The sequence below is a fragment of the Shewanella mytili genome (assembly GCF_046765975.1).
Lineage (GTDB): Bacteria > Pseudomonadota > Gammaproteobacteria > Enterobacterales > Shewanellaceae > Shewanella > Shewanella mytili.
Genome location: NZ_JBKOUD010000012.1, coordinates 23,078 through 35,672 on the forward strand (window position 1 = coordinate 23,078; position 12,595 = coordinate 35,672).

At 53.7% G+C, this 12,595-nt stretch carries 11 protein-coding genes; 4 read left to right on the plus strand and 7 right to left on the minus strand.

The window, feature by feature from the left end; translation table 11 throughout:
• The first annotated feature begins 138 nt into the window (after window positions 1-138).
• The 3 genes from bepA to ACIDEJ_RS11990 all read left to right on the plus strand — a co-directional run bounded on the left by bepA (window position 139) and on the right by ACIDEJ_RS11990 (window position 4,167).
• Window positions 139-1,599: a beta-barrel assembly-enhancing protease gene (bepA, locus tag ACIDEJ_RS11980; protein ID WP_411988368.1), complete on the plus strand. Its 1,461-nt coding sequence runs from the start codon at window positions 139-141 to the stop codon at window positions 1,597-1,599.
• Between the two features lie 88 nt (window positions 1,600-1,687).
• Window positions 1,688-2,038 (plus strand): arsenate reductase (glutaredoxin), encoded by a 351-nt coding sequence (gene arsC / locus ACIDEJ_RS11985; RefSeq protein WP_411988303.1) that lies wholly within the window; start codon window positions 1,688-1,690, stop codon window positions 2,036-2,038.
• A 206-nt stretch (window positions 2,039-2,244) separates the two neighbouring features.
• The gene (locus tag ACIDEJ_RS11990; protein WP_411988304.1) at window positions 2,245-4,167 is read left to right on the plus strand and encodes a PKD domain-containing protein; all 1,923 of its coding nucleotides are present in this window, start codon (window positions 2,245-2,247) and stop codon (window positions 4,165-4,167) included.
• Between the two features lie 192 nt (window positions 4,168-4,359).
• Here ACIDEJ_RS11990 and hda read toward each other — a convergent pair whose 3' ends face one another.
• A complete protein-coding gene (gene hda, locus ACIDEJ_RS11995; RefSeq protein WP_411988305.1) occupies window positions 4,360-5,070 on the minus strand; it encodes a DnaA inactivator Hda in 711 nt (236 codons plus the stop codon).
• 45 nt (window positions 5,071-5,115) lie between these two features.
• Window positions 5,116-6,189 carry a DUF2066 domain-containing protein gene (locus ACIDEJ_RS12000; RefSeq protein ID WP_411988306.1) on the minus strand — a complete coding sequence of 358 codons (1,074 nt, stop codon included), beginning with the start codon at window positions 6,187-6,189 and terminating at the stop codon, window positions 5,116-5,118.
• A gap of 231 nt (window positions 6,190-6,420) precedes the next feature.
• Between ACIDEJ_RS12000 and ACIDEJ_RS12005 the strand changes: the two genes are divergently transcribed.
• Window positions 6,421-7,647: a uracil-xanthine permease family protein gene (locus tag ACIDEJ_RS12005; RefSeq protein WP_411988307.1), complete on the plus strand. Its 1,227-nt coding sequence runs from the start codon at window positions 6,421-6,423 to the stop codon at window positions 7,645-7,647.
• A gap of 61 nt (window positions 7,648-7,708) precedes the next feature.
• On the opposite strand, the gene ruvB is transcribed toward ACIDEJ_RS12005, so the two are convergent.
• From ruvB to aspS, 5 genes are all read right to left on the minus strand, one after another.
• Window positions 7,709-8,719, minus strand: coding sequence for a Holliday junction branch migration DNA helicase RuvB (ruvB, locus tag ACIDEJ_RS12010; protein ID WP_411988308.1), 1,011 nt, complete (start codon window positions 8,717-8,719; stop codon window positions 7,709-7,711).
• A 16-nt stretch (window positions 8,720-8,735) separates the two neighbouring features.
• Entirely contained in the window at window positions 8,736-9,347 is a 612-nt protein-coding gene (gene ruvA, locus ACIDEJ_RS12015) for a Holliday junction branch migration protein RuvA (RefSeq protein WP_411988309.1), read from the minus strand.
• On the minus strand, window positions 9,344-9,865 hold the full coding sequence (gene ruvC, locus ACIDEJ_RS12020) for a crossover junction endodeoxyribonuclease RuvC (RefSeq protein ID WP_411988310.1): 522 nt from the start codon (window positions 9,863-9,865) through the stop codon (window positions 9,344-9,346). Before ruvC ends, ruvA begins: the two co-directional genes overlap by 4 nt.
• A 13-nt stretch (window positions 9,866-9,878) precedes the next feature.
• Window positions 9,879-10,625, minus strand: a complete 747-nt coding sequence (locus ACIDEJ_RS12025; RefSeq protein WP_411988311.1) for a YebC/PmpR family DNA-binding transcriptional regulator — start codon at window positions 10,623-10,625, stop codon at window positions 9,879-9,881.
• Between the two features lie 94 nt (window positions 10,626-10,719).
• A complete protein-coding gene (gene aspS, locus ACIDEJ_RS12030; RefSeq protein WP_411988312.1) occupies window positions 10,720-12,498 on the minus strand; it encodes an aspartate--tRNA ligase in 1,779 nt (592 codons plus the stop codon).
• Between the last annotated feature and the right edge of the window lie 97 nt (window positions 12,499-12,595).

Here is a 12,595-nt window from a genome sequence, read left to right on the forward strand (position 1 = left end):
CTGACAGTAGCAACAATTCACCGTATATGCTTGCTAAACATAAACTTGCCCTATTATCCTAAGTTGCACAGCAAACCACAAGCCGTAGTGGTCATGCCATAACGGCTATTTTTTCGAAGGTTGAGTTTGACTAGATTGATGCTTCCCCGTTTTAAGCAACTGCTGTTGGCCGGTGCGGTAGCCATGGGCCTGAGTACCTGTGTTCACAGTTTTGCAGTGGCCGATGACTTGCCGGATTTGGGCACCGCTGCCGTGCAATCACTGAGTATTGATAAAGAGATCATTTACGGTGATGCCTACATGCGCATTATCCGGGCGCAGGCCCCCATGCTGTACGATCCCTTGCTGGCGCAATACATCACCGAGCTTGGTAACCGCCTGGTAGCCCACGCCAACGATGTTCGCACGCCCTTTTACTTTTTCATGCTGCAAGATGACGAAATTAACGCCTTTGCCTTTTTCGGCGGTCATGTGGCGGTGCATACCGGTTTGTTTCTGTATGCCGACAATGAAAGCGAAATTGCCTCCGTACTGGCTCACGAAATTGCCCACGTTACCCAGCGGCATCTGGCCCGCGCCATTGAAGCCCAGCAAAAAAGCGGCCCGGTAACCCTGGCGGGCATGTTAGGCGCCATTTTGCTGACCATTGCAGCGCCCCAGGCCGGTATGGCGGCCCTTGCCAGCACCCAGGCCCTGACAGCCCAGGCACGCATCAACTACACCCGGCAAAATGAACAGGAGGCCGACCGCTTTGGCATGCGCACGCTGGTGGCCGCAGGATTTGATCCCACCGCCGTAGGCTCATTTTTTGGCAAACTGGCCGCCAAATACCGCTATACCAGCAAACCGCCGCAAATGCTGCTAACCCACCCGCTACCGGAGTCACGGGTATCAGAAGCCCGGGACCGGGCCGCCCAATATCCCAAAGTGCAGGTAAAACCCCATTTGAATTTCCATCTGGCAAAAGCCAGGGTGATGGTGCGTTTTTCCAGTTACGGCGATAATGCGGTGCTGGCCCTGTTTCAGCAGCAGCTGGACAAAAAGGACTATGTGTTCAAGGAAGCCAGTTTGTACGGCAAGGCATTGGCATTATTCCGCCTGCAAAACTATAAGGCGGCGGCCAGCATCATTGACGAGTTGTTGCAAAAAGACCCTGACAACCTGTTTTACCTGGACACCAAAACCGATTTGCTCACCCAGGCAAAACAGTATGACGATGCCATAAAATTGCTGGAATCCCAGCGCCGCTTACGGCCATCATCACTGGTGATTAATACCAACTTGGCCAACGCCTACCTTGAAAACAAGCAATCAGGCAAAGCCATTGCCCTACTGGAGCAGATGACCTTTGATGACAAAAACAACCTGCTGCCTTTCCAGATGTTAATCACCGCCTATCAGCAAACCGGCAACAAGGCGATGGAACACTATGAAAGAGCCGAGGTCATGGCGCTGCGCGCCAATTACAAAGGCGCCATCGATCAGCTCAATTTTGCCTATCGCGAATCAGATAACCAACCGTTGCAGATTGCCCGCATTGAAGCCAAACTGCGCCAGTTCAAGGATGCTGAAGAGCGCATCAAAAAACTGCAGCTGTAATGCCAATGGTAATGATTAACGCCACTCATACATGTGGCGTTATTTTTTGGTATGCTGTCCGCCTGATGTTCATTTAAAAGAGTTTGCCATGCCAAACGTAACGTTATTCCATAATCCCCGCTGCTCCAAAAGCCGTGAAGCATTGGCCCTGCTGCAAGATGCCGGATGCCAGATAGATATCATTGAATACCTGAAAACACCGCCGGATGCGGCCACGCTAAAGCAACTGTTATCGCAACTTCAGCTGACTCCCAGGGAATTGATGCGCACCAAAGAAAGCGAGTATAAAGCGCAAGGCCTTGATAACCCGGCCCTGAGTGATGATGAACTGATTGCCGCCATGGTGGCCACGCCAAAATTGATTGAGCGCCCCATTGCCATTGTCAATGATGAGGCCGTTATCGGGCGTCCGCCTGAAAAAGTACTGACATTGCTCTGATAGCACATGCCGCCATTGCTACGGCGGCGAAGGTGCATTTTGCACATTATCATCTTGAAAGTCCGGAAAATGCCGGACTTTTTCATGGGCGTTACGTTTTCCCCTCCCCCTGTTTTCCCGGCATTGGGGCTTTAAAAAAAGCTGTGTTATATTCCATCAATCACAATGATTTAATATTTGCGTAACAGACACTGCCGGAGGTGGTCATGGGACGGATAACACCCGTATTGATTGCATTATTGTTAGCAGGCTGTGGTGGCAGCGGCTCGAATGATGACAGCGCTGACAATAATCCCGTCATTGACAGCACCGCCCTGGCTCGCTGCAGTGCAGTTACCCCCTTGCAAACCGTCAGCCAGGGGGCGCTGGTGTTTTATCTGCAGCCCCAATATATTACCGGGCAACAAAGCAGCATTGTGGCCGGTTTGAGTAGCCAGCAAAGCCATGGTTACCATTTTTCCTGGCAACAGACCTCAGGTACGCCATTACCCCTGAGTGTAACGGACCAACCGGTATTGCCATTTGAAACCGCCGTCGCCGGTGATTATGGTTTTTCGGTCACGGTCAGTGGCAATAACCAGCACTACCAGGCGGATATTGCCATCACGGTGAGTCAGGATAGCGGCCTCTCACTCAGGCTGGATCATGCCCTGGTTGAAGGGGCTGATGCCAGTTTGCGACTGGATCGCCCCAATGGCAATCTTGCCCAAAACGTTAGCTGGTGCGTGGCCCAAGGGCCGGATATTCACATCAGCAGCGATAGCGATGAGCAATTGCTGTTCAGCGCACCGCAAGTCACACAAGACACCTTGTTGGTGGTGCGGGCCACGGGCTTGGTGGATGGGGTGAGCCAAAGTGATGACGTGAACTTGTTGATCACCAATGAGGCGACCATCAACTCTGCCTATTTTGACACGCCAGTGGCCAGAACCCACAGTTACCGTCAAGACTCTCCCTGGGCTGATGTTCTGCAACCGTGCGTGTACTCCAATCAGCTGCGCAGCAGTTGTACCCTCAGCGCACTGCCATTGATTGGCCAGGAAACCGCTGATAACCATATCGACAAAGCGGCCATCATGAATCGGGTGCTGGTGTCCCATGACTGGATGGGCCAAAACTTTGAGGCTTTTCTTGATACGCTGGACACCCACAGTGACTTTGCCAAACTGCTGCAGTCTGTTACCGCCATTGTGATCAGCTACGATGTACGTCCCTCTTTTTACTGGGTGGTTACCGGTGCCATTTATCTGGACCCGGAAGACTTATGGCTCAGCGCCTCAGAGCGTGACACCATTAATGAAGCGCCGGACTATCGCTCCGCCTATGGTGAAGACCTGCAGTTTCTGGTGCCCTGGCGTTATGTGAAAAACAACGATTACGCCTCGGTTTACCGCAATCCCGTGCTGCGCCAATCCCGCACGCTCACGGAGCTGGCGCCGGATCTGGCCTCCTTGCTTTACCACGAGCTGGCCCATGCCAACGACTATTTCCCCCGCAGCATCCATGGCAGCCTTAGCGGCCCCACGTTGTTGGATGACTACTCTCGCCGCTCCAGTGCTAAAGCCTTGGGTTCTGATCAGCTCAGCAACCAACTGCCATTGCAATCCGCCGAAATGCAAGCACTGGCCAGTGTGCGATTTCACGGGAGCAGTGCCAGTGCAGTCCAAAAGGCTTATTTGCCTGATGATGTGGCCGGTTTTTTCAGCCCTGACAGTGCCAATGATTTTTACAACTACAGCACCTCCCGGGAAGATGCCGCCATGTTGTTTGAAGAAGCCATGATGAGTTATCGCTTAGGAATCCAGCGCGATGTGGCCATCACCGACAAACCGGCACAAGTCAGCGCCAGCACGGTTACCGTCAGTTGGGGACAACGGGGGCGAATCGCCAAAGACAGCATTCAGCCCCGGGCCGCCATGATAATTGATTACATCATGCCGGAAATAAACGGCGCCGCGCTGGAAGCCTCGCTGCCTACTCCGCTGCCCATGCGCAGCGGTGAAAGCTGGTTGGCCAATTTGAACCTGACCGACAATGCCAAGCCTGCCACCCAACGCATTCTGCCGTTAAGCTCAGCCACGCCGCCATTACGGTTAAGTGGTGAGCGCCACGTCGCCCCCCAGCACTAATTGCCCCAAATGGCGGATGCGCGCGCATCCGCCTTATCTGAAAAAACGGCATCATGCCAGTAGCAAAATAGCAGGAAACGCAATGGAGAGAGGGATTTTCGCTTATTTGTCATCCATCAAGCGGGAACTGAGTTAGGCGCGAAACTTAGTACCACGCTTGCCGTATGCTCATCATTGCCGGAGGATGCTTCCCTACAGACGCAACATCTCTTTAATGAAGGGAATGGTCAATTTGCGTTGATGCACCATGGAGGCTTTATCCAGTTTATCCAGCACGTCAAACAGCGTCCGTAAATCCCGGGCAAGACGGTTAAGCAGAAACTTGCCCACATCTTCCGGCAACTGCAATCCACGCATGGCTGCCCGGCGCTGCAATGCCGCCAGTTTTTCTTCATCCGCCATGGGATGCAGTTGATAATTGAGCCCCCATTGCATGCGAGACACCAAATCAGGCAAGGTAAAACCGCATTCGGTGGCGGCATGACGGCCACTGACCACCAGGGAGCAATCCTGCCGTTCCCCTACCCGGTTATACAAATCAAACAGGGCTTCTTCCCATAATGGATGGCCGGCAATGGCGTCTACATCGTCAATACACACCAAATCCATCATTTCCAGCCCTTCCAATAAGGCGGTGGAAATGCTGGCGTGGATCCCCAATGGTACATAAAAACTGGAGCGCCCCCGTTCGTTGGCATGGGCACAGGCGGCATGGATGAGATGGGTGCGTCCGGATTTTTCCGGCCCCCACAAAAACAATGCCTTGGGACCAAGGCCCGCCGCGCAGGCTCTCAGTGTCTGGATGAGTTGATCATTACCCGCTGCCGGGTAATAACTTTCAAAGGTTTCATCGTCCGGCAAATGTACCGGCAACGATAGTTGAAGTGGAGCGTGTTGAGTCAATCGGAGTTATCCCATGTGCCCGTCAACGTTCGGGAAATCCCTCGGTTAACGGCTATGCCATTCATAAGTGTCTGCATTATTGTCTGTTAATGCGCCGGTGGCAGCTGGAGGCAGCAAGCTGATGCGTGATTCAAGTCCCAGCAGGTTTTTCAATTCAGCCACTGATCCGAAGAGCTGCAGCTGGTAACTCACCCGATTACCCTGCAATTGGCGAATGGCAAAGGATTTGACGGCAGTGAGTTGTTTAAGAAACCCTTCGATTTCCACCAGTTGTTGCTGATTGACACCGGCAAAATTCACCACGGTTTGCTGAGACGCCCCCGAGTCGGCCACGGCATAACGGGAGACGAAATATTCGGACAATGCCAGCATCATGGCGGCCACGGCGTCATGCTGGCTGGCAACGGTATTTTGTTCTGAGAGCAGCGGCCGCATGAATGCCTGTTCCGGTACGGTGCTACTGTTATAAAGCGCTATTTGATAATAAATGCCGTCCGCTGAGCTTTGCATGGAGGCCAGCGCAAAATAATCGGCTTGATAGCGGGCAGAAGCCTGCGCCACCGGCGAGGCAAACTGGCCACGGACGTCATTGACGTTTACGGTTTGCAAATCGTCCAGATCCATCAGCGGGAATAACAACGGCATGCCCCGCTGTTCGGAAATGTGGCTAAATAACTGCCGGATATCGCTAGTCACGCTGTCGGCCACGATTTGGGGCTGGTTGTCTATGTCGGCGGCCAGCCAGAATACGGTCAACGGGCGTTGCCGTCCCCAAACCGGTTCACCGGCAGCGCGCAGTAAGCGCACGATTTTATCGTGATCGAATTGGGCCCGGAGTTTCAGCTGTCCTTGTTCGCTGAAATAACCGAACTGGGACACCATGGCGGATGCCTGTGACAAGCACTCGGCAATCATGGCGTTATTCAATACGCTGCGGGCGCCGGAGTTTTTAAGCAACACGCTTGTTAGCGCTTCCCTGATGGCGGCATCACGCTGTGCATCTGTGCGGGAATCCACATTGACCACGGCCTGATCAAGCTGCGCCACCTCCACCCCATTGGCGGCAGATGCCGTTAACAACCCGAATCCCATCATCAGTTGCAATAAAATTTTGCGCATAAATAAATTGTTAATCTTCGCTGGCGCTGAAAGCGCAAGTGTAACATAAATCCCGCCACACGGAATCGCCTAATGGACGCCCTCAAGCTGGCTGCTTATCCTGCAGGCGGTTGAATGGAGATTTTCATCAGCAGATGCTAAAAACTTGAGCGGCGTCGCTTAAAAAATTTAAAACATGTAATTCGGTTACTGGTAGCATATAGCGGTTTTACAACTCCACGGATAATAACGATGAAAAACCTCTCCCTTCCACTGCAAGGCGCGCAAATGCTGTTTGTGGCCTTCGGTGCGCTGGTGCTCGTGCCTTTGCTCACGGGTCTGGATGCCAGTGTTGCACTCTTTACTGCCGGGATTGGTACCTTGATGTTTCAGTTTATCACTAAGCGCCAAGTACCGATTTTTCTGGCTTCCTCTTTTGCCTTTATTGCGCCCATCACCTATGGCGTGGCTCACTGGGGCATTCCTGCCACCATGGGCGGATTGATTGCCGCCGGCGGCGTTTATCTGGTGCTGTCAGCGCTGGTAAAACTGCGCGGGCCGGAAGTGATCACCCGCCTGTTGCCACCGGTGGTTGTAGGACCTGTGATCATGATCATCGGTTTGGGGCTGGCACCTACCGCCGTGAACATGGCGCTGGGGAAAACCGGTGATGGCAGCGCGGTGCTGGTACCCCAGCAGGCGGCGTTAATCATTTCGATTGCATCGCTGTTCACCACCATTTTGGTGGCCATTTACGCCAAGGGCTTGTTGAAGCTCATGCCAATCCTGGCCGGGATTGTGGTGGGCTACAGCCTCAGTTTGTTCCTCGGCGTGGTGGATTTCAGTGCGGTTGCCAACGCCGCCTGGTTCTCGGTGCCCAATTTTGTCACACCGGAATTCCACTGGCAGGCCGTGGCCTTCATGATCCCGGTGGCCATTGCACCGGCGGTTGAACATATCGGTGACATTGTGGCGATTTCAAATGTGACAGGTAAGGATTTTCTTAAAAAACCCGGACTGCACCGCACCTTGGCAGGCGACGGTCTGGCAACCATGGCCGCGGTATCATTGGGTGGCCCGCCAAACACCACTTACTCTGAAGTCACCGGCGCGGTAACACTGACCCGCAACTTCAACCCGGTCACCATGACCTGGGCTGCCGTTACCGCCATTATCCTGGCCTTTGTGGGCAAGCTGGGCGCTACACTGCAAACCATTCCGGTACCGGTCATGGGCGGCATTATGTGCCTGCTCTTTGGCTCGATTGCAGCAGTGGGCCTTAACTCCATGATCAAGGCACAGGTGGACATGGCCAATCCCCGTAATCTGGCGATTGTGGGCGTTACCCTGGTGTTTGGCATCGGTGGCATGGCCTTTGGTGTGGGTGATTTCAGCCTGACAGGCATCAGCTTGTGCGGTATTGTGGCCATTTTGATGAACCTGTTACTGCCTCACCCTCGGGAACATCACGCATCCTGATGAGATTAGGGTAAAAAAAACCGCTCATATGAGCGGTTTTTTTATGTGAAAACAGCAATACTCATGAGCCGGGCTTGTTCATCTCGAAGTGCTGATATGCCCGGTCCGTGGCAATGCGTCCTCTCGGAGTGCGCTGAATGAACCCTTGCTGGATCAAAAACGGTTCCAGCACGTCTTCAATGGTTTCGCGCTCTTCACCAATGGCGGCGGCCAGGTTATCCAGCCCCACCGGGCCACCGGTGAATTTGTCAATGATGGCCAGCAGCAGTTTGCGGTCCATGTAATCAAAGCCTTCACCGTCCACATCCAGCATGTCCAGTGCCTGCTGTGCCACCACGCGGGTAATGCGGCCATCGTGTTTCACTTCGGCAAAATCCCGCACACGACGCAATAAACGGTTGGCAATGCGGGGGGTTCCCCGAGAGCGGCAGGCAATTTCCCGGGCGCCTTCGCTGTCCAATGGCAATTTCAGCATGCTGGCCGAACGGGCCACAATGGTGCTCAAATCATCCACATTATAAAATTCCAGCCGCAATGGGATGCCAAAACGTGCCCGCAGTGGCGATGTCAGCGCCCCGGCGCGAGTGGTGGCACCAATGAGGGTAAAGGGCGGAATATCCAGTTTGATGGAGCGGGCAGCTGGCCCTTCGCCTATCATGATGTCCAGCTGGTAATCTTCCATCGCGGGATAGAGAATCTCTTCCACCACCGGGCTTAAGCGGTGGATTTCATCGATGAACAATACATCACCGGCTTCCAGGTTGGTCAGCAGCGCCGCCAAGTCACCGGCTTTTTCCAGCACGGGGCCGGAGGTGGATTTGATGTTCACTTCCATCTCGTTGGCCACAATCATGGCCAGCGTGGTTTTTCCCAATCCGGGGGGGCCGTAAATCAGCATGTGATCCAGGGCCTCATTGCGGTTTTTGGCTGCCTGAATAAACACCTGCAACTGCGCCCGCGCTTCGTTTTGTCCGGTGTATTCTTCAAGCAGTTTGGGACGCATGGCCCGGTCTATCAACTCCTCCTGGGGAGTATGGGGATGGGGCTGGATCAGTCTGTCCGCTTCAATCATTACTGAGCCTCATGGGTTATAACATGGATTTTAGCGCTGCTTTGATCAGGGCTTCTGAGTCCATTCCCTCTTCAAAGGCGGAAGATACGGCCTTGCTGGCCTGTGCCGGTTTGTAACCCAATGTCAGCAATGCCGCAATGGCATCTTCTTCAGCGCTGTTGCTCACCGGCGCATAATTGGATTTCAATACAAATTCCCGCTCGTTGCCGCTGGCGGTTGCCATCAGGCTTTTCAGTTTGTCGCGCATCTCAACCAGCAGCCGCTCTGCGGTTTTTTTGCCCACGCCCGGCAATTTTACCAAGGTGGCAATATCATCGCGCTCCACACAGCTGACAAACTCATCGGCGGTCATGCCCGAAAGAATGGTTAATGCCAGTTTTGGCCCCACGCCGTTGGCGCGGATCAGTAAACGAAACAGGGAACGCTCCTGCTTGGTGATAAATCCGTATAACAGCTGCGCATCTTCTCGCACCACAAAGTGGGTGTAGAGTGTGGCAGGCTGGTTCAACTCTGGTAACTGGTAAAAACTTGTCAGTGGCATTTGCAGTTCATAGCCCACGCCATGCACATCCAACAATACATCAGGTGCCTGTTTTTCCAGTAAAATACCCTGTAACCGTCCAATCATTTATATCTTCCGTAAGTTCTGCTGCTGGCTTTGCCGCCCAGCGCTACCAAGCTCTGACAGGTATGATAATGACACAGTGCCACGCTGAGCGCATCTGCCGCATCCGCCTGGGGTTTGGCTGAGAGTTTCAGCAGGTGCTGGATCATGTGTTGCATCTGTGCCTTTTGTGCCCGGCCGTTGCCCACAATGGCGCTTTTAATCTGCGTTGCGGTATATTCCGACACCGGCAGGCCTGCCACGGTAGCTGCCACAATGGCCGCGCCGCGGGCTTGCCCAAGTTTCAGGGCGGAATCGGCATTTTTTGCCATGAACACCCGCTCAATTGCCAGCTGTTCAGGCTGGTATTGGCGGATGATTTCAGAAATGCCGTCAAAGATTTGCTTCAGGCGGGAAGGAAGATCTTCTGAAGAGGTGCGGATACAGCCACTTCCCAGATATAACTGGTGTCTTCCCTGACACTGGATAACACCGTAACCGGTAATCCGAGAGCCCGGGTCCACACCCAGAATAATGGCCATAGTCCGCCTTTTGTTAGCCTAGTTTTTCCATGATTTCATCAGAGATCTCACCATTGTGGTAAACCTCTTGCACGTCATCATGATCTTCCAGCATGTCAATCAGGCGCAGGAATTTGGCAGCGGTTTCTTCATCCATATCCGCCTTGGTTGACGGCACCATGGTCACTTCAGCGTTTACCGATTCAAAACCGGCGGCATCCAAAGCATCCTTGACCGCACCAAATGCGCTTGGTTCGGTGTATACATCAATGGAAGTGTCATCGTTGACCACCACGTCATCAGCACCGGCTTCCAGGGCCGCATCCATGATGGCGTCTTCATCCACCCCTTCGGCGTAGGAGATAACCCCTTGCTTGGTGAACAGGTACGCCACGGAGCCGTCGGTGCCCAGATTACCACCTGATTTGTTAAAGGCGTTACGCACACCAGTCACCGTGCGGTTGCGGTTATCGGTCATGCATTCCACCATCACGGCGGTGCCGCCTGGGCCGTAACCTTCGTAGACCACGGTTTCCAGATTTTCGCCATCCAGCTCACCGGCGCCACGCTTGATAGCACGATCCACCGTATCGCGGGTCATGTTATTGGATAATGCTTTATCCATTGCTGCACGCAAACGAGGGTTGGAATCGGGGTCAGGGCCACCTTCACGGGCACTGACGGTCAGTTCCCGGATGAATTTGGTGAAAAGTTTACCGCGCTTGGCATCCTGACGACCCTTGCGGTGCTTGATGTTGGCCCATTTACTATGACCTGCCATAAATCACTCCTCATGCTATCAGGCAAATTGACGCCTGATATAAACAGACCGAGGCGGTTTCAGCCCCGGTTTGACTGCGGGTTAAACACTATAATTATTCAGTTTTATCGCTCTTTTTTTCCACCACGTTAATCCCCAAATCCTGCAGTTGTTGCGGATTTGCCGGACTTGGTGCATTGGTCAGCGGACACGCTGCCGTGGTGGTTTTCGGAAACGCCATCACATCACGAATGGAGCTGGCGCCCGTCATCAGCATTACCATGCGGTCAAGACCAAAGGCCAAACCTGCATGTGGCGGAGTGCCATAACGCAATGCTTCCAGCAAGAAACCGAATTTTTCCTGGGCTTCCTGTTCTTCAATCCCCAGGATGTTGAATACGGCTGCCTGCATGTCCTGTTTGTGGATACGCACGGAACCGCCACCCAGTTCCACCCCGTTGAGCACCATGTCGTAGGCATCGGATACGGCAGCACCGGGATTGGCGGCCAGTTCTTCTGCGTTCACATCGCTGGGTGCGGTAAACGGATGATGCACGGCGTGCCAGCGGCCATCGGCTTTTTCAAACATCGGGAAGTCAACCACCCACAGTGGACGCCAGTCGCCCTGCAGCAGGTTGAAGTCCTGCCCCAGTTTCAAGCGCAAGGCGCCCATGGCTTCTGCCACCACGGTAGCGTTGTCGGCCCCGAACAGCAGGATATCGCCACTTTGGGCATTGGTGCGGGCCAGCAGTGCCTTGACCACATCTTCATTCAGGAATTTCAGGATTGGCGACTGAATGCCATCCATGCCGGCATCCAGATCATTGACCTTCATCCATGCCAGCCCTTTGGCACCAAAGACACTGATGTATTTACCGTAATCATCAATCTGCTTGCGGGACAGCGCTGCACCACCGGGAACCCGAATGGTCACAACCCGACCTTCTGCATCGTTGGCAGGGCCTTTGAACACCACAAAGTCAACGTCTTTTACCAGATCCGCAATGTCTTGCAATTCCAGCGGGTTACGCAGGTCTGGCTTGTCAGAGCCAAAACGGCGCATGGCTTCTTGCCAGGTCATGACCGGGAATGCGCCCAAATCCACATTCAGCAATTCCTGGAACAGACCGCGTACCATGTCTTCAGTAATGGCGCGCACCTGTGCGGAATTCAAAAAAGAGGTTTCGATATCAATCTGGGTGAATTCAGGCTGGCGATCCGCCCGCAGGTCTTCATCGCGGAAACATTTCACAATCTGGTAGTAGCGATCAAAACCGGACATCATCAGCAGCTGCTTGAACAGCTGTGGTGACTGGGGCAATGCAAAAAACTCCCCTTTATAGGTACGGCTGGGCACCAGATAGTCACGGGCACCTTCCGGGGTGGCTTTGGTCAGGATGGGGGTTTCAATATCCAGAAAACCATGGGTGTCCATGTAACGGCGCACCGCGCTGGTTACTTTGGCACGGAACATCAGCCGCTGGGTCATTTCCGGGCGACGCAAGTCCAGGTAACGGTACTTCAGGCGCTGCTCTTCACTGTTGTTCTGGTAGTTGTCCATGCTCAGCGGCAAAGGGTCTGCAGCATTGATGATGGTAAGCTCACTGCCCAGCACTTCAATTTCGCCGGTGCGCATGTGGCTGTTCACCTGGCTGTCAGGGCGGGCGCGCACGGTGCCTTTTACCTGAACACAAAATTCGGCGCGCAGACTACTGGCAACTTTGAAAACCTCTGGCATGTCGGGGTCGTATACCACCTGGATCACCCCTTCACGGTCGCGGAGATCCAAAAAAATCACGCCGCCGAGATCTCGGCTGCGATTAACCCAACCCGCGAGGGTTACTTCTTGTCCAACGTGGGACTTGTTCACGTCCCCACAATAATGGCTGCGCATCTTTTTATCCTTTGTTGCTGCCGGATGGCGCCGGAATGAATTACACAATAGGGACGGCATTATATGAAAAAAACCATCATTTACCAAAGCCCTTCTG